Here is a 17,355-nt window from a genome sequence, read left to right as displayed (position 1 = left end):
GAGATGCGCAAGCGCGGCTATTCCGGCGGCTTTGCCGCGGGGATCATCGCCGCCGGCGGCACGCTCGGCATCCTGCTGCCGCCCTCGATCACGATGATCCTGTTCGCCGTCGCAGCCGAGAAATCGCTGGGACGGCTGTTTCTCGCCGGCATCGGCCCCGGCCTGCTGCTGGTGACGCTGTTCGGCCTCTACGCCGTGTTCCGCTTCCGCAAGGAATACGCCATGGCCCGCGCCGTCTATGACGCGACCGGCAAGGATGCGGCGATCCTGCAGCATGACGAATTCACCATGGCCGAGCGCTTCAGCGCGCTGCCGCGCGTGATCCCGTTCGTGCTGCTGCTGACCGGCGTGATGATCGCGCTGTACGGCGGCTACGCCACGCCATCGGAAACCGCCGGCCTCGGCGGCCTCCTGGCGCTCGGCTTGATCGCCGTGATCTACAGCGTGTGGACGCCCAGCGACTTGTCGCCGATCCTGAAATCGACCATCCGCGAGTCCACCATGCTGATGCTGATCATCGGCATGTCACTGCTCTATTCCTATGTGATGAGCTATCTGCACATCTCGCAGTCGGCGGCGGAAGCGATCGTCGCCATGCACCTGCCGCGCTGGGAGCTATTATTTTCGATCCTCGTGATGGTAATCGTGCTCGGCTTCTTCCTGCCGCCGGTCTCGATCATCCTGATGACCGCGCCGATCATCCTGCCGCCGCTGCGCGCGGCCCAGTTCGACATCATCTGGTTCGGCGTCGTCATGACCATCGTGATGGAGATGGGCCTGATCCATCCGCCGGTCGGCCTCAATATCTTCGTGATCCGCAACGTCGCGCCCGACATCCCCTTGAGCGAGGTGATCTGGGGCACGCTGCCATTCGTGCTGCTGATGATGTTCGCCGTGCTGTTGCTCTGCTTCTTTCCGGAGATCTCGACCTGGCTGCCGAATCTGATCATGGGGCCGGACGGCGGGCGCTAGACCGTTTTCGCGCAGAGGGGACGCGGCAAGACCGGAGTTTCAGGCGGCCTCCTGCTCGCGTTCCGCGAGCGCCTTCTCGATCCGGCGGACCAGCACCGCCGTCGGATGCCCCTCGCGCTGCAGCCGGCGCAGTTCGTTCCACAGCCTGATGATTTCGCGGTCTCGCTCGGCGTCCATGGCGGCACTCCCCCGGAGCGCGCCAGTATGAACGAAACAAGAACGAAATTCAAGACACCGAGATGCCGTCAAGGCGCGGTCGCTCGTGCAGGGACCAGCACGACGCGGCACGATTGGTTCCTTCATGAAAATGGCCAAGGCAATTCGCAAGCAGGCGCAGACCGCGGAGCGGGTTGCATTGACGACGGCCGACGCAATGGTCGCCAACCAGATGCGCTCTCTCGCCCGCGCCTTCAGGAGCCAGGCCGATATTCTGAGGAAGAAAGAGAAGAAAAAGAAGAGGTGAGGCGCGCCTGCGGTCGGGTCAGGGACAGCCATCACCCGGCGTGTCGACCTCGACCACATCGATCCGCGACGTGGACCTGCCCTTGCGCAGCTCTTCGTAGGACGTCTCCGCGCTCAGGCAGAACAGCGTCCTGCGGTCCGCGCCACCGAGCGCGCAGGCAAGCGCGCGGCGGCCGGACACCGTGATGCGCTCGCGCTCCACGCCGGTGCGATCGATCCGCACAAAAGCATCTTCCGTGAAAGACGCGACCCAGGTCGCCCCATTGGCATCAAGGCAGATGCCGTCGGGATCGTTGATGCTGCCGAAGCGCCCGCGCAGGCTCAGCCCGCCGTCCGGCGCGACGTCGTATTCGGCGAGACCTGCGCCGTCCATTTCGGCAACGACGAGCCGACGATGGTCGGATGAGACGGCAATGCCGTTGGGAAATCGCAAGCCTTCCGCGACGGCGCGCGCACGGCCGTCGAGCGTCACGAGGACAATGCGGCCGACGGCACCGCGGCGCTCCGGCGGCGGCAGGTTGAAGCCGAGATCGCCGACATAGGCGCGTCCCTGCCCGTCGACGATCATGTCGTCGATCGTGCCGGTCGCGACCTCGGAGAGATCGGCATGCAGCGACAGCGCTCCATCGGAAAACCGCAGCAGCCGCTTCCTGAACATCGTCAGCACAACGATGTCGCCATCAGGCAGTACGCCGAGCCCGCACGGCGTGTCGTCGGTCAGCGCAGCATGCTCCTGCAACTCGCCCGACGGGCTGATGCTCAGAAGCGTCCGCGCCATGCAATCGACGAACCAGAGCCGCCCGAGATGCCAGCGCGGGCCTTCGAAATAGCGGCCGCCGTCGAGGATGGTTCTGAGGCGAGCCGTCATGGCGAACCGGCCGGCGAAAAGTGATGTGGCAGTGACATCGGCAGCCCCACGCTTGCTCGCTATGACGATACAACTCACGCGGAACCGGTCAAAGCACAGTGCGGCCTGTCCGTCTTTACCCGTGAAAATCCCGGTTCCCGCGGGTTCCACACGCCATATTCCATATTTCGCCGCGTTTTCCCTGTTGAGTTGCAGCTGCATTAAGACTCGAGAATCGAGGGTAGTGATAATCTGCGGCGGTTGTGCCGCCGTAAGACGCGTTCTGTTGTGCCTCATGGTTTCTCAGGGGGGACCAGGGAATGAACCGTTGCCTACGTCCGCTGGCGTGCTTCGCCACCGCCGCCGCGCTCGCGCTGCTTCCGGTCCAGGCGACCGCCAAGCCGCATCATCAGCACCAGGCCAAGAGCGGCCACGGGGACAAGAAGGCGCATGGCGCCAAGGCCGCGCGCGAGAGTGCCTCCGGCAAGCGGCGGCACGCCAGACATGGCGCCGATAAACGAAAATCCGCAAAGGCCAAATCCGCTCCTTCCAAATCCGCTGAGAAGGCGCCCGAGCCGGAGAAATCCGCCGGGCCGCAATTGTCGGGCGATCTCGCCACGATCAGGGACGCGATCCTTGCCGCGCGCAGAGGCAGGACCAGCGACGCGACCGATATCCAGGCCAGAATCACCGACCCGGTCGGGCGAAAACTCGTCGAGTGGTATCTGCTGCGCCACTCGGAATCGAGTGCGCCATTCAGCCGCTACGCGGCATTCGTGACGGCCAATCCGGATTGGCCGAGCGTCACGCTGCTGCGCAAGCGCGCCGAAGCGCGGATCTGGCAGGAGCGCAGCGATCCGGCCACGGTGCACGGCTTCACCCTCGATCAGCCGATCAGCGCAAAGGGCAAGTTCGCGCTCGCCCGCACGCTGCTGGCCGAAGGCGACCGCGACGGCGCCACCCGGCTGGTGCGCGAAGCCTGGCGCTCGGAGGAACTGTCCGATCGCACCGAGAGCGACGCCTATGATGCCTTCAAGGACCTGCTGACGCGGGACGACCATCGCGCGCGCATGGACAAGCGGATCGGCGCCAAGGATCTCGCCGGCGCGAAGCGCGCGGCACAGCGGCTCGGCAGCGACGATCTGGCGATCGTGAAAGCCTGCGGCGCGGTCCGCGGACAATCCAGCAAGGCAGAGGGCACACTCAACGATGTGCCGGCCGAGGCCCGCCGCGATCTCGGCTACACGCTGTGCCGAATTCAGTGGCTGCTCGCGAAGAACAAGGTCGACGAAGCCGCGCGCGTGACGATCGCGGCTGAGCCCGAGACGATGGCGCAGCAGGACACCGACCAGTGGTGGCGCGAGCGCCGCATCCTCTCCCGCAAGCTGCTCGACCAGGGCGAGTACCAGGCCGCCTATGACGTGATCCGGCCCGCGGCGGCGCCGGACAATCCTTATTACCGCTCCGACATGCACTTCATGCGCGGCTGGATCGCGCTGCGTTATCTCAACGACGCCAAGACCGCCGCGGCGCACTTCGCGCATATCGACGAGGGCCAGACCAACCCGACCGTGCTGGCGCGCGCCGCCTATTGGCGTGGTCGCGCCGCCGAGGCACTCGGCAATTCCGCGGCGATGCGGGCCGACTACCAAGCCGCCGCGCGCTACCCGACGGCCTATTACGGTCAGCTCGCGCTGGCCAGGCTCGGCCGTGATGGTGGCGTCGAGCTGCGCGCGCCCTCGCCGGCGGCCAGCGCCGGCAGCATGGCGGCCGACGAGCGGGTCCGCGCCGCCGATATGCTCTATGCGATCGGCGAGCCCGACGTCGTGCTCTATTTCGTAGCCGACCTCGCCGAGGAAAGCACCGATGTCGGAATGCTCGAGGCGCTCGGCGAGCTGACCGGCCGCCGCAACGATGCCCGCGCCATGCTGCAGATCGGCAAGATCGCACTCGCGCGCGGCTTTGCCTTCGACCATTACGCCTTCCCGGTGATCGGCATTCCCAAGCACACGCCGATCGCGCCCGATATCGGGCGCAGCATGACCTACTCGATCGCGCGGACCGAAAGCGCATTCGACCAGCGCGACAAGTCGGCGGCCAACGCCGTCGGCCTGATGCAGGTGACGCCGGAAGCCGGTCGTGACACCGCCAAGCGCTTCGGCGTCAGCTATGACTGGAGCCGGATGGTGTCCGATCCCGTCTACAACACCCAGATGGGCGCAGCCGAGCTCAGCGCTTTGCTGTCGGAATATCGCAACTGCCACATCATGACCTTTGCCGGCTACAACGCCGGCCGCGGCCGCGTCCGCGACTGGATCAAGGCCTATGGCGACCCGCGCGATCCCAAGGTCGATCCGGTCGACTGGGTGGAGCGGATCCCGATCTCCGAGACGCGCAACTACGTCCAGCGCGTGATGGAGAATTTCGCGGTCTACCAGGTGCGGTTCGAGGATGCCGACACGGCAGTGGCCAAGAACGGCGAGCGCGTCGTGACGCAGGAGAGCAACGCGGCGCCGGCTGAGGCAATGCCGTCGCAGTAAGACGCTGTCGTCCCGGCGAAGGCCGGGACCCATAGCCACCGCGTTTGATTGTGATCGGGAACGTGGCCCCAGCGTCGCGCCGCAACCGACATTTGGGGTAATGGGTCCCGGCCTTCGCCGGGACGACGTTGCGCCTTCAATCCACCTTCACATTCGCCGCCTTGATCATCGGCCACCATTTGGCGATTTCCGCCTTCTGCCAGGTGCCGAGTGCATCCGGTGTGAGCTGATCCTTCGGCGGCATCTGCAAGCCCAAATTCTCGAGCTGCTTCTGCACGGCCGGATCGGCCATCGCCTCGACCGCAGCGGCGTTGAGCCTAGCCACGATTTCCTTCGGGGTACCCTTTGGCACCCAGAGGCCGGACCACAGCGTCATGTGGAAGCCCGGCAGGCCGGCCTCGTCGACCGTCGGGACGTCGGGCGCATTCGCGACCCGCTTGGAATCGGTGACCGCATAGGCGCGGATATTGCCGGCGCGGACCTGGTTGATCGAGTTCGAGGTCTGGTCGACGATGATGTCGATCTGACCGGCGACGAGGTCGTTCAGCGCCGGGCCGGTGCCGCGATACGGCACATACTGCAGCTTGATGCCGGAGACGTTCTCGAAATAGAGCCCGGCGATATGGCTGCCGCTGCCGGCGCCGGCTGTGCCCGCGGTTGGCGGCGCCGGCCGCGACTTCAGCCACTCGAGCAATTCCTTCAGCGACTTCGCCGGCACGGCGTTCTTGCTGACGATGATCATCGGGTTGCTCGGCAGCAGCACCACCGGCACGAGATCGGTGACGAGGTCGTAGCCGAGCTTGTAGATCGCGCCATTCGCGACATGGGTGCCGAGATGGCCGAACGAGATGGTGTAGCCGTCGGGCGCCGAGCGCACCGCACGGCCGACGCCGATCGAGCCGCCCGCACCGGTCACGTTCTCGATCAGCAACACCTCGCCCAGCGACTGCTTCATGCGCTCGCCGAGGATGCGTGCCATCGCATCCGAGGGGCCGCCGGCAGCAAACGGCACCACGATGGTGATCGGGCGCGCGGGATAGGTTTCCGCGGAAGCGGTCCCCGTTAACGCCAACATCGCCAACACGGCCAGAACCAGCTTCCGCATCACGCTCTCCCTCAATTTTCTTGTTTCCAATTATTTTTGAAGGGCCACCTTTCGACAAGATGGCCCTTCGGATGAGGCGTCAGAACTGCGAGAAGTCGATCGGCTTGTGCCGGTCGAGCGTGCGGGTGATCGGCGGCAGCGGATATTTCAGGCCGCTGGCGCAGTTGAACAGCATCACGCGGTCCGTCTTGCTGACGCGGCCGTCGGCGAGGCTCTCCTTGTAGGCGGCATAGGTCGCGGCGCCCTCGGGGCACAGCAACAGACCCTCCTCGCGCGCGACCTCGTTGAGGGCGGCGCTGATCTTGTCGTCGTCGACGGCGATCGCAAAGCCCTTGCTCTCGCGCACCGCGCGCAGGATGAGGAAGTCGCCGATCGCCTGGGGCACGCGGATGCCCGAGGCGATGGTGTGGGCGTCCTCCCAGCGCGCGGCGTGCTCGGTGCCGGCCTCATAGGCCCGCACCATCGGCGCGCAGCCGGAGGCCTGCACCGCGACCATGCGCGGGCGCTTGCTTCCGATGAAGCCGATCTTCTCGAGCTCGTCGAACGCCTTCCACATGCCGATCAGGCCGGTGCCGCCGCCGGTCGGATAGAAGATCACGTCGGGCACGTCCCAGCCGAGCTGCTCGGCGAGTTCGAGCCCCATCGTCTTCTTGCCCTCGATCCGGTACGGCTCCTTCAGGGTCGAGGTGTCGAACCAGCCGACCTTCGCCTTGCCCTCGCCGACGATCTTGCCGCAGTCGTCGATATAGCCGTTGACACGATAGACGGTGGCGCCCTGCAGCTCGATCTCGCTGACATTCACCTCCGGCGTGTCCGCCGGGCAGAAGATCGTGGTCTTGATGCCGCAGGAGGTCGCGTAGGCCGCCAGCGCCGCGCCGGCATTACCGTTGGTCGGCATCGCCATGTGCTTGATGCCGAGCGCCTTGCCCATCGACACCGCCATCACCAGGCCACGTGCCTTGAACGAGCCGGTCGGCAGCCGCCCCTCGTCTTTGACGATGATCTCGCCGCCGCCAAGCTTTGCGCCGAGCCGCGGCAGCCGGATCAGCGGCGTCGTGACCTCGCCGAGGCTGACGATATCCTTGCATTTGCGCACCGGCAGCAGCTCGCGGTAGCGCCACAGATCGGCGGGCCGCTCGGCCAGCGCATCCTTGGTGAGCGCCTTCTTCACCCCGGCGAGATCATAGCGCACCAGCAGCGGCTTGCCGGCCTTGGAGAGGTTGTGCACCTGGTCCGCGGGATAGTGATCGCCCTCCATCGCGCATTCGAGATGGGTGACAAAGGTCGGACGTTCGATGGTGAGGTTGTCGTTGTCTTTCACTGGCTCTGTTCTTTCTCAGGCTTCTTGCGTCAACGGCTCTTTCCGCTCGTCATCGCCGGGCTTGACCCGGCGATCCATCTGCAAAAAAGCTTTCGCTTGATGGATGCGCGGGTCAAGTCCGCGCATGACGAGCTGAATTCGGCCACTCAGATATTCAGCACGCGCCCATAGGCGTCGAGCACCGCTTCCTTCATCATTTCCGACAAGGTCGGATGCGGGAATACGGTGTGCATCAGTTCTTCTTCCGTGGTCTCCAGATTCATCGCCACCACATAGCCCTGGATCAGCTCGGTGACTTCGGCGCCGATCATGTGGGCGCCGAGCAGCTGGCCGGTCTTCTTGTCGAACACCACCTTGACGAGGCCCTGGTCCTCGCCGAGCGCAATCGCCTTGCCGTTGCCGACGAACGGGAAGCGGCCGACGCGGATCTCGCGGCCGCCTTCCTTGGCCTTGGCTTCAGTCAAACCGACCGAGGCGACCTGCGGATTGCAATAGGTGCAGCCCGGGATCATCAGTTTGTCCATCGGATGCGGATGCAGGCCCTTGATCGCTTCGATGCAGATCACGCCCTCATGCTCGGCCTTGTGCGCGAGCATCGGCGGCCCCGCGACGTCGCCGATGGCGTAGATGCCGGGGACGTTGGTCTTGCCGAGGCCGTCGATCACGATGCAGCCGCGGTCGGTTTTGACGCCAAGCTTCTCCAGCCCGAGATTCTCGATATTGCCGACTACCCCGACCGCCGAGATCACCCGCTCGAACTCGACCGCCTGCGGCTTCTCCTTGCCGTCGTCGATGGTCGCGACCACGCTATCGGCCTTCTTCTCGAGTTTTGTCACCTCGGTCGAGGTGAGAATCTTGATACCCATCTTCTCGAAGCGTTTGCGCGCAAGACCGGCGATCTCCGCGTCCTCGACCGGCAGGATCTGCGGCAGCACCTCGACCACGGTGACGTCGGCGCCCATGGTGTGGAAGAACGAGGCGAACTCGATGCCGATCGCGCCGGAGCCGACCACCAGCAGCGATTTCGGCATCCGCTCCGGCACCATCGCCTCGAAATAGGTCCAGATCAGCTTCTTGTCGGGCTCGAGCCCGGGCAGCACGCGCGGCCGCGCGCCGGTCGCGATGATGATGTGCTTGGCCTGATAGGTGCCCTCGCCGCTGGCGCCCTTCGGCGCCTCGGCCGCCGACTTCTTCACCGTGATCTTGCCGGGCGCGTCGATCGTGGCCTCGCCCCAGATCACCGTGACCTTGTTCTTCTTCATCAGGAAGCCGACGCCGTCATTGAGGCGCTTCGAGACGCCGCGCGAGCGCTGCACCACGGCCTTCGGATCGAACGAGACGTTGTCGGCAGACAGCCCGTAATCCTTGGCGTGCTGCATGTAGTGATAGATCTCGGCGGAGCGCAGCAGCGCCTTGGTCGGGATGCAGCCCCAGTTCAGGCAGATGCCGCCGAGATAGGATTTCTCGACGATCGCGGTCTTGAAACCGAGCTGCGCCGCGCGGATCGCGGTCACGTAGCCGCCGGGGCCGGAGCCGATGATGATGACGTCAAAGGATGTGTCGGCCATGGCGGCTCCCGTTCAACTCAACGTGTGACGCCGCGGGCGCGGCTTCTTGCGATCAATGACCTGACCAGCCATTCGAGCCCGATCACCAGGGCCATGATGGCCAGGGCCGTCAGCACGATCGGCTGGGCGATGTTCCGCGCCAGCTGTTCGCCGGCGAAGAACGCTGAGTGCAGAAAATCGAACCCGACCGGATTGCAGACCAGCGCGGCCGACAGCAACAGCGAGATCCAGGGCCAGCGCGTGCGAGCCGTGCCGGCCATTCATCCGTACTCCCGCCATACCGCACCGAGGAACACGGACCACGCCAGCGCCAGCACCGCGGCGCCGATCATCATGATCCTGAACTGGACCGTCGATATCAGGTCGCGGTTGACCGCGACAAGCAACGCGACGGCGACGGCGGCGAGCAGGACGTACGGACCGACGATCGCGTACATGGCGGATGCCCGTCACACCATCATCATCACGGGGTTTTCGATCAGCTGCTTGAAGGCGCCGATCAGTTCGGCGCCGAGCGCGCCGTCGATCGCGCGGTGATCGCATGACAAGGTCACGCTCATCATGTGCGCGATCTCGATCTTGCCGCCGCGCACCACCGGACGTTCCTCCGAGGTGCCGACCGCGAGGATCGAGGCATGCGGCGGGTTGATCACGGCGGTGAAGTGGTTGATGCCGTACATGCCGAGGTTGGAGACCGCGGTGGTGCCGCCCTGATATTCCTCCGGCTTCAGCTTGCGGGCGCGGGCGCGGGCGGCGAAATCCTTCATCTCGTTGGAAATGGTCGAGAGCGTCTTGGTCTCGGCCTTGCGGATGATCGGCGTGATCAGGCCGCCCGGCATCGCCACCGCGACGCCGACGTCGGAATGCTTGTGCTTGAGCATGCCGCCTTCGGTCCAGCTGACGTTGCAGTTCGGAATCTTCTGCAGCGCGACCGCCATCGCCTTGATGACGAAGTCGTTGACCGAGATCTTGTAGAGCGGCTTCTTCTCCTTGTCCTTCGGCGCTGCGGCGTTGATCTCCTCGCGCGCGGCGAGCAGCTTGCCGATGTCGCAGTCGATGGTGAGGTAGAAGTGCGGGACGTTCTGCACCGAGGCGGTGAGACGCTGCGCGATGGTGCGGCGCATGCCGTCATGCGGCACCACTTCGTAGGAGCCCGGCTCGAACAGCGCGAGGATCTGCTTGTCCGACATCGACGGCGCGATGCTCGATCCCGCGGCGGGCGCGGCCGCCGGCGCCTTCAGGCCCTTGCCGGACTTGGCCTCGTCGACGTCGCGCGCGATGACGCGGCCATGCGGGCCGGTGCCGGTGATGCGGGCGAGATCGATGCCGGCTTCCTTTGCCAGCCGGCGCGCCAGAGGCGATGAGAACACGCGGGCGTGGCCGTTCGCTTGCGCGGCCGGTGCAGCGGCCTGCGGCACCGCTGCGGGCGCTGCGGCCGGCGGCTTCGGCGCCGCCGCCGGTGCGGGAGCCGCCGCAGGCGCGGCCTGTGCGGCGGGCTTCGGCGCTTCGGCGGGTTTCGCCGCCGGTGCGGCGCCCGCTCCGGCGCTGGCCGCCGCCTTCACATCCTCGCCGTCGCCGGCCATGACCGCGATGACGTCGTTGACCGGCACGTCCTGGGTGCCCTCGGGCACCAGGATCTTGGCGATCGTGCCTTCGTCGACCGCCTCGACTTCCATCGTCGCCTTGTCGGTCTCGATCTCCGCGATCACGTCACCGGACTTGACCTTGTCGCCCTCTTTCTTGAGCCACTTGGCGAGGTTGCCCTTTTCCATCGTCGGCGACAGCGCGGGCATGAGAATATTGATCGGCATTGTCAGTGACCTTGTTGCGACCGCGGTTTGGTTTGGCCCATGTCGGTCGGCCGGGCGATTTCGGCTTCGAACATCTCGACGATGCGCGCGAGCGCCTCGTCCTCGGTGTATTCGCTCTCGCGCGCATAGGCGCGCGCGGCATGGCGGGCGATGTCGACCAGCATCAACCCCCACATGTCCGGCTCCTCGAAAGCGCGCTGGAATGCGATCGACAGGCCGCCGTCGACGACGAAGGCGCGCAGCACCTCGATGGCGTCGTCGCGGCCCATCACGTCAGGCGGCAGCGGCTGCTCCTTGGGACCGGCCATCGGCGTTACCGGTAGGATACGGCCTTGGCGGCGGCGACCACCTCGGCGACGGAGGGCAGAGCGAGCTTTTCGAGGTTGGCGGCATAGGGCATCGGCACGTCCTTGCCGGAGACGCGCGCCACCGGCGCGTCGAGATAATCGAAGGCGTGCTCCATGATGCGCGCAGCGACCTCGGAGCCGACGCCGCTTTGCTGCCAGCCCTCCTCCACCGTCACCGCGCGGCCGGTCTTCTTCACCGAGTTGATGATGGTCTCGGTGTCCATCGGACGGATGGTGCGGAGATCGACCACCTCGGCCTCGATGCCTTCCTTGGCGAGTTCGTCGGCGGCCTTCAGCGCATAGGACATGCCCATCGCCCAGGAGACGATGGTGACGTCCTTGCCGGCGCGGGCAATCCGCGCCTTGCCGATCGGCACCACGAAATCAGCCAGCTTCGGCACCTCGCCGGTGTGGCCGTACAGCACCTCGTTCTCGAGGAAGATCACCGGATTGGGATCGCGGATCGCGGCCTTGAGCAGGCCCTTGTAATCGGCGGCCGAATACGGCGCGATCACCTTGAGGCCCGGGATCTGCGAGTACCACGCCGCGTAGTCCTGACTGTGCTGCGCGGCGACGCGCGCGGCGGCGCCGTTCGGGCCGCGGAACACGATCGAGCATCCCATCTGGCCGCCGGACATATAGAGCGTCTTGGCGGCGGAGTTGATGATCTGGTCGATCGCCTGCATGGCGAAGTTGAAGGTCATGAACTCGACGATCGGCTTCAAGCCCGCCATCGCCGCGCCGACGCCGACGCCGGCAAAGCCGTGCTCGGTGATCGGCGTGTCGATCACGCGGCGGGCGCCGAATTCCTGCAACAGCCCCTGCGTCACCTTGTAGGCGCCCTGATATTCCGCGACCTCCTCGCCCATGATGAAGACGTCGCCGTCGCGGCGCATCTCTTCGGCCATCGCATCGCGCAGCGCCTCGCGAATGGTCTGCGTGACCATCTCGGTCCCCGCAGGGATTTCCGGATCTGGCAGCGGCTCGGTCGCGGGCGCGGCCGGCGCCTTCGCCGCGGGCTGCGGCGCTTCCGCCTTGGCTTCGGCAGGCGCGGCCTCCGCGGCCTTCGGCTGCGGCACTGGTGCCGCCGGCGCCTTGGCGAGGTCGGCGGCGCTTTCGCCGTCGGCGAGAATGGTGGCGATCGGCGTGTTCACCGCAACGTCGGCGGTGCCTTCCGGAATCAGGATCTTGCCGAGCGTGCCCTCGTCGGTTGCCTCGACCTCCATCGTCGCCTTGTCGGTCTCGATCTCGGCGATGACGTCACCGGACTTGATGGTCTCGCCTTCCTTTTTCAGCCATTTGGCGAGGTTGCCCTTCTCCATGGTGGGCGACAGCGCAGGCATCAGCACTTGAATGGGCATATCGGCTCCCGAAATCGGTCTTGAAATTCGTCTGCGCGGGTGGGGTCAGCGGTAGATGTCGGTGTAGAGCTCGGCCGGATCCGGCTCCGGATCGTGCTGCGCGAAGTCGGCGGCCTCGTTGACGATCTCGCGCACCTCGGCGTCGATCGCCTTCAGGTCCTGCTCGCTGGCGCCTGCGGCCAGCAAGCGGTTGCGCACCTGCTCGATCGGGTCCTGGTCGTGACGCACCTTCTCGACCTCCTCGCGCGTGCGGTACTTCGCCGGATCGGACATCGAGTGGCCGCGGTAGCGGTAGGTCTGCATCTCCAAAATCATCGGGCCGTTGCCGCCGCGGCACCAGGCCACGGCCTCATCGGCGGCGGCCTTGACCGCGCGCACGTCCATGCCGTCGACCTGCTTGCCCGGAATGTTGAAGGAGGCGCCGCGCTTGGAGAAATCCTGCTGGGCCGATGCGCGCGACACCGAGGTGCCCATCGCATAGCGGTTGTTCTCGATCACGTAGATCACCGGCAGCTTCCACAGCTCCGCCATGTTGAAGCTTTCGTAGACCTGGCCCTGGTTGGCCGCGCCGTCGCCGAAATAGGTCACGCTGACGTTATCGTTGCCGCGATAGCGGTTGGCGAACGCAAGGCCGGTGCCGAGCGACACCTGCGCGCCCACGATTCCGTGACCGCCGTAAAAGTGCTTCTCCTTGCTGAACATGTGCATGGAGCCGCCCTTGCCGCGGGAATAGCCGCCGCGGCGTCCGGTCAATTCGGCCATCACGCCCCTGGCTTCCATGTCGCAGGCCAGCATGTGGCCGTGGTCCCGGTAGCCGGTTATGACCTCGTCACCCGGCTTCAGCGCCATCTGCATGCCGACCACGACCGCTTCCTGGCCGATATAGAGATGGCAGAAACCGCCGATCGCACCCATGCCGTAGAGTTGACCGGCCTTCTCCTCGAAGCGCCGGATCAGGAGCATGTCCCGCAGTGCCTTGAGCTCCTGCTCCTTGGTGAATTCGGGGGGAGAGCCGGCCTTCTCCTGCCCTGATTCTTTTGCGACGCTTTTCTTGGGTGCGGCCATGGCAATTCCGGGTGAGAGAAGTCGGAGAACCCTCTCTAACCCAACTCAAATCGCCTTGGAAGGATTGCGTTCGCCCGATGGAATTTTGCTATGCCGCACTGCAGCGCAGCGCGACATTTTTGTGATAGCGCGCGAATGATTTTGAAATTTGAGAACGCGTCGTCAGTTACTTGATCCGAACGAGATCACGCGGATTGGCGTAGTCGAGCTGGAAGCGCGCACGCTCGTCCAGCATGTCGGGATCGACCCGGTCCGACCGCAACAGCGACACCCGCTGCTCGCCCTCGGCCCGCTCCTTCTTCAACCGCGCCAGCTCGGAGGTCAGCGCGATAATCTCCTGATCGAGCTCCTGCCGCGCGTTCAAGCCGTATTTGCCGGTGTAGGCGTTGACACCGAAATAGCCGACCATCAGCGCCGCCAGCGTATAGAGGGCGAGCCCGGTCAGAATCGATTTGAGGCGTGTGCGGGAAACCATGGCCGCGAGCATGCGGCCATGGGGTTAACGAACGCTGAACCAGGGCGTTCTCGAGCGAAGTGGATACCGGCTCGCGTGAAGAAAACGCGTCAAAACAAGTTCAGAGGCCCGTTCCGATTCAATCGGAACAGGGCTCTTGCTCAGCGGTTCTGCTTTTCGATAAAGGCCGCGAAGGCGTCGAGATACTGCTGCAGCACGCCCTTGAGCGACTCCTTGGTCAGTTCGCCGTTGTCGTCGAAGGCATCGCCGACGCCGTTGAGATAGGCTTCCGGCTGACCGAGGATCGGGCCGGAAATGCCCGGCAGGATGTTCTGCAGGTGCTTCACCGCGCTGACGCCGCCGAGCGGTCCGGGCGAATTGCCGATGATGCCGATCGGCTTGCCGATGAACGAGCTCTTGCCGTAGGGCCGCGAGGCGACGTCGATGGCGTTCTTCAGCACGCCCGGGATCGAGCGGTTGTATTCGGGGGTCACGAACAGCACGCCGTTCGACTTCTGCAGCTTCTCGCGGAAGGCAAGCCAGTCCGCCGGCGGCGCGGCCTCGAGGTCCTGGTTGAAGAAGGAAATTTCCTGAAGCGTCGTCACATCGAGCTTCAGCGACGCCGGTGCAAGCTTGGCCAGCGCATTGGCGATCTTGAGCGAGAAGCTCTGTTTGCGGATGCTGCCGACGATGGTGACGATGTTATAGGCCATAGCAAATTCCCCTCGGGTTGCGCGTGAAACTGGTGGGCCTCACCTACCGGCGCACCAAGAAAGATGCAAGTGCATGGACCGTCCAATTCCGGAAACGCAGCGTTTCGCCGAATTGGTCTATGCAAAGCAAAAAGAGCCGCCCCGATCGGGACGGCCCTTGGGCTTCGATCCTCAGCCCTTGTTCGGGTTGATCAGGAATTTCTCGCCGGTCGCGCGCTTGTTGTAGACGGCGATGTTGTCGAGCTGCAGGGTCTCCTGCAACGACACCACCTTGGTGTAGTGGCTGGCGAAAGTCGTCTTCAACTCGGCCACCACGCGCTGGCGCAGCTTGTTGCCGGCCTCCGGACCGATCTTCATCAGGAACGGGAACAGCAGCCAGCCGCCGACGCCCCAGGCCATGCCGAAGCCACGCGGCAGTTCGATCGAGCGGGTGTCGAGGCTGCCATAGACATAGACCTGCTTGTGCACATTCGAGCCGTAGCGGCTGTAGGCCTTGGCGGTCTTGTTGATCGCGGTCTCCATCGCGACCAGGATCTGGCCCGCGAGCTTGCCGCCGCCGATCGCATCGAAGGCGATGGTCGCGCCGGTCTCGACCAGCGCGCCGGTGAGCTTGTCCATGAAATCGGGCGCGGAGGAATCGACGACATGCTTGGCGCCGATCTTGTGCAGGATGTCGGCCTGCTCCTTGTTGCGCACGATATTGACGAGGCCGATGCCGTCCTTGAGGCAGATCTTGTTGAGCATCTGGCCGAGGTTGGACGCTGCCGCCGTGTGCACCAGCGCCTTGTGCCCCTCGCGCCGCATCGTCTCGGTCATGCCAAGCGCGGTCAGCGGATTGACGAAGCAGGACGCGCCTTCCGCCGGCGTGGTGCCGTCGGGCAGCGGCAGGCATTCGTTGACGCGCAGCGTGCGGTATTGCGCGTACATCGCGCCACCGATCATCGCGACCGTGCGGCCCATCAGCGCTTTGGCCGCATCCGATGAACCGGTCCTGATCACGACGCCGGCACCTTCATTGCCGACCGGCATGGACTCGTCGAGCCGCGCGGCAAGGCCCGGCAATGCCGCTTCCGGCACGCGCGCGGTCACCACGGGCAATTCCTTGCTGCCGGAGACCTTGGCGGCCGACATGTCGGCCGGGCCGATCAAAAGACCGAGATCGGACGGATTGATCGGGGTCGCCTCGACCCGGACCACGACCTCGTCGGGGCCGGGCTCGGGGGTCGGGACATTGACCAGCGATATCTCGAGTTCGCCATTCTTCTTGAGCAGCGAACGCAGTTGCAGACCGCTCTTGCCGTCGCTCATCCCGACCTCCCGTTTTGCGTGTGTTGTGTCCCGATCAAGTTGGGGCGTTACGCCAAGGCCTTCAAGGCCGCCCTGCCCGCGTATTTCGCCTGCGTGCCGAGCTGCTGCTCGATGCGCAGCAGCTGGTTGTACTTGGCGGTGCGGTCGGAGCGCGCCAGCGAGCCGGTCTTGATCTGCCCGCAATTGGTGGCGACCGCGAGATCGGCGATCGTGGAGTCCTCGGTCTCGCCGGAGCGGTGCGACATCACGGCGGTGTAGCCGGCCTTGTAGGCCATCTCGATCGCCGCAAGCGTCTCGGTCAGCGTGCCGATCTGATTGACCTTGACCAGGATCGAATTGGCGCGGCCGTGCTTGATGCCGTCGGCAAGCCGGGTGACGTTGGTGACGAACAAATCGTCGCCGACCAGCTGGCACTTCTTGCCGATCGCATCCGTCAGCTCTTTCCAGCCATCCATGTCGTCCTCCGACATGCCGTCCTCGATGGTGACGATCGGATAGCGGCCGACGAGATCGGCGAGATACTTCACCTGCTCGGAACGCGAACGGGTCTTGTTCTCGCCACCATAGACGTAGGAGCCTTCCTTGAAGAATTCGGTGGAGGCGCAGTCGAGGCCGAGCACGACGTCGTCGCCCGCCTTGTAGCCGGCCTTGCCGATCGCGTTCATGACGAACTCGAGCGCGGCGTCGGCCGACGGCAGGTTCGGCGCGAAGCCGCCCTCGTCGCCGACATTGGTGTTGTGGCCGGCCTTCTTCAGTTCGCCGCGCAGAGTGTGGAAGATTTCCGAACCGCAACGCAGCGCCTCGGCGAACGACGTGGCGCCGACCGGCAGGATCATGAATTCCTGGAAGTCGATCGGGTTGTCGGCATGCACGCCGCCATTGATGATGTTCATCATCGGCACCGGCAGCGTCCGCGCCGAGGTGCCGCCGACATAACGATACAACGGCATGTCGAAGGATTCGGCGGCGGCCTTGGCGCAGGCCAGCGAGACGCCGAGGATGGCGTTGGCCCCGAGCCGGCCCTTGTTCGGCGTGCCATCGAGCTCGATCATGATCTGGTCGATCGCGACCTGTTCCTCGACGGCCTGGTCGCTAAGCGCCTCGAAGATCTCGCCGTTGATGGCGGCGACCGCCTTCTCGACTCCCTTGCCGAGATAACGCGACTTGTCGCCATCACGCAGTTCCACCGCCTCATGCGCGCCGGTGGATGCTCCCGACGGCACCGCCGCGCGACCGATTGACCCATCCTCCAGCACCACATCGACCTCGACCGTGGGGTTGCCGCGGCTATCAAGGATTTCGCGGCCGATGATGTCGACGATGTCAGTCATGACGTGCTCTTTCTCGATATGGGGTGGGCTTGATGGGCCGCGTCATACACGGCGCGCAAGCAAATGTGAACGGTCCGCCTGCACGGCCCATCTGACGATGCAATGTGGTGGGTTTATGCTACTCAGGAGTTACCTGCGCGTGCTGGCCCA

18 protein-coding genes are annotated in these 17,355 nt (G+C 65.1%); 3 read left to right on the top strand and 15 right to left on the bottom strand.

Annotated features, from left to right (window positions below; all coding sequences use genetic code 11):
* Positions 1–972, top strand: a 972-nt coding sequence (locus tag AKL29_RS13595; RefSeq protein ID WP_244482008.1) for a TRAP transporter large permease, incomplete at its 5' end; no start/stop codon positions are given.
* 39 nt (positions 973–1,011) lie between these two features.
* Here AKL29_RS13595 and AKL29_RS42825 read toward each other — a convergent pair.
* On the bottom strand, positions 1,012–1,149 hold the full coding sequence (locus tag AKL29_RS42825) for a hypothetical protein (RefSeq protein ID WP_157341227.1): 138 nt from the start codon (positions 1,147–1,149) through the stop codon (positions 1,012–1,014).
* A gap of 124 nt (positions 1,150–1,273) precedes the next feature.
* On the opposite strand from AKL29_RS42825, the gene AKL29_RS42820 reads away from it, so the two are divergent.
* Positions 1,274–1,435, top strand: coding sequence for a hypothetical protein (locus AKL29_RS42820; protein WP_160321748.1), 162 nt, complete (start codon positions 1,274–1,276; stop codon positions 1,433–1,435).
* 18 nt (positions 1,436–1,453) lie between these two features.
* Here AKL29_RS42820 and AKL29_RS13590 read toward each other — a convergent pair whose 3' ends face one another.
* On the bottom strand, positions 1,454–2,302 hold the full coding sequence (locus AKL29_RS13590) for an SMP-30/gluconolactonase/LRE family protein (protein ID WP_050384535.1): 849 nt from the start codon (positions 2,300–2,302) through the stop codon (positions 1,454–1,456).
* Positions 2,303–2,601: 299 nt separating this feature from the next.
* Between AKL29_RS13590 and AKL29_RS13585 the strand changes: the two genes are divergently transcribed.
* Entirely contained in the window at positions 2,602–4,821 is a 2,220-nt protein-coding gene (locus AKL29_RS13585; protein ID WP_050384534.1) for a lytic transglycosylase domain-containing protein, read from the top strand.
* A 136-nt stretch (positions 4,822–4,957) separates the two neighbouring features.
* Here AKL29_RS13585 and AKL29_RS13580 read toward each other — a convergent pair whose 3' ends face one another.
* The 13 genes from AKL29_RS13580 to eno form a co-directional block, all read right to left on the bottom strand.
* Positions 4,958–5,926 carry a tripartite tricarboxylate transporter substrate binding protein BugD gene (locus AKL29_RS13580; RefSeq protein ID WP_050384533.1) on the bottom strand — a complete coding sequence of 323 codons (969 nt, stop codon included), beginning with the start codon at positions 5,924–5,926 and terminating at the stop codon, positions 4,958–4,960.
* Positions 5,927–6,005: 79 nt separating this feature from the next.
* Positions 6,006–7,247: a threonine synthase gene (locus AKL29_RS13575; protein ID WP_028334068.1), complete on the bottom strand. Its 1,242-nt coding sequence runs from the start codon at positions 7,245–7,247 to the stop codon at positions 6,006–6,008.
* 146 nt (positions 7,248–7,393) lie between these two features.
* Positions 7,394–8,815: a dihydrolipoyl dehydrogenase gene (lpdA, locus tag AKL29_RS13570; RefSeq protein ID WP_050384532.1), complete on the bottom strand. Its 1,422-nt coding sequence runs from the start codon at positions 8,813–8,815 to the stop codon at positions 7,394–7,396.
* Between the two features lie 17 nt (positions 8,816–8,832).
* Positions 8,833–9,075: a hypothetical protein gene (locus tag AKL29_RS13565; protein WP_028334066.1), complete on the bottom strand. Its 243-nt coding sequence runs from the start codon at positions 9,073–9,075 to the stop codon at positions 8,833–8,835.
* The gene (locus tag AKL29_RS43310; protein ID WP_167350393.1) at positions 9,076–9,252 is read right to left on the bottom strand and encodes a hypothetical protein; all 177 of its coding nucleotides are present in this window, start codon (positions 9,250–9,252) and stop codon (positions 9,076–9,078) included.
* A gap of 12 nt (positions 9,253–9,264) precedes the next feature.
* Complete coding sequence (locus tag AKL29_RS13560) at positions 9,265–10,626, bottom strand: pyruvate dehydrogenase complex dihydrolipoamide acetyltransferase (protein WP_050384531.1); 1,362 nt, start codon at positions 10,624–10,626, stop codon at positions 9,265–9,267.
* A 2-nt stretch (positions 10,627–10,628) separates the two neighbouring features.
* Positions 10,629–10,934 (bottom strand): DUF5076 domain-containing protein, encoded by a 306-nt coding sequence (locus tag AKL29_RS13555; RefSeq protein ID WP_018271806.1) that lies wholly within the window; start codon positions 10,932–10,934, stop codon positions 10,629–10,631.
* Positions 10,935–10,939: 5 nt separating this feature from the next.
* Positions 10,940–12,334, bottom strand: coding sequence for a pyruvate dehydrogenase complex E1 component subunit beta (locus AKL29_RS13550; RefSeq protein WP_050384530.1), 1,395 nt, complete (start codon positions 12,332–12,334; stop codon positions 10,940–10,942).
* 45 nt (positions 12,335–12,379) lie between these two features.
* A complete protein-coding gene (pdhA, locus tag AKL29_RS13545; protein WP_028334063.1) occupies positions 12,380–13,399 on the bottom strand; it encodes a pyruvate dehydrogenase (acetyl-transferring) E1 component subunit alpha in 1,020 nt (339 codons plus the stop codon).
* A gap of 166 nt (positions 13,400–13,565) precedes the next feature.
* A complete protein-coding gene (locus AKL29_RS13540; protein WP_050384598.1) occupies positions 13,566–13,874 on the bottom strand; it encodes an FtsB family cell division protein in 309 nt (102 codons plus the stop codon).
* A gap of 140 nt (positions 13,875–14,014) precedes the next feature.
* Positions 14,015–14,566 (bottom strand): NADPH-dependent FMN reductase, encoded by a 552-nt coding sequence (locus tag AKL29_RS13535; RefSeq protein WP_028339709.1) that lies wholly within the window; start codon positions 14,564–14,566, stop codon positions 14,015–14,017.
* Positions 14,567–14,737: 171 nt separating this feature from the next.
* A complete protein-coding gene (locus AKL29_RS13530) occupies positions 14,738–15,874 on the bottom strand; it encodes a zinc-binding dehydrogenase (protein WP_050384529.1) in 1,137 nt (378 codons plus the stop codon).
* Between the two features lie 47 nt (positions 15,875–15,921).
* A complete protein-coding gene (gene eno, locus AKL29_RS13525) occupies positions 15,922–17,205 on the bottom strand; it encodes a phosphopyruvate hydratase (protein WP_050384528.1) in 1,284 nt (427 codons plus the stop codon).
* Positions 17,206–17,355 lie beyond the last annotated feature (150 nt).

The organism is Bradyrhizobium pachyrhizi, assembly GCF_001189245.1.
Classification (GTDB): Bacteria; Pseudomonadota; Alphaproteobacteria; order Rhizobiales; family Xanthobacteraceae; genus Bradyrhizobium; species Bradyrhizobium pachyrhizi.
This window is presented reverse-complemented; position numbering and strand designations above follow the sequence as displayed.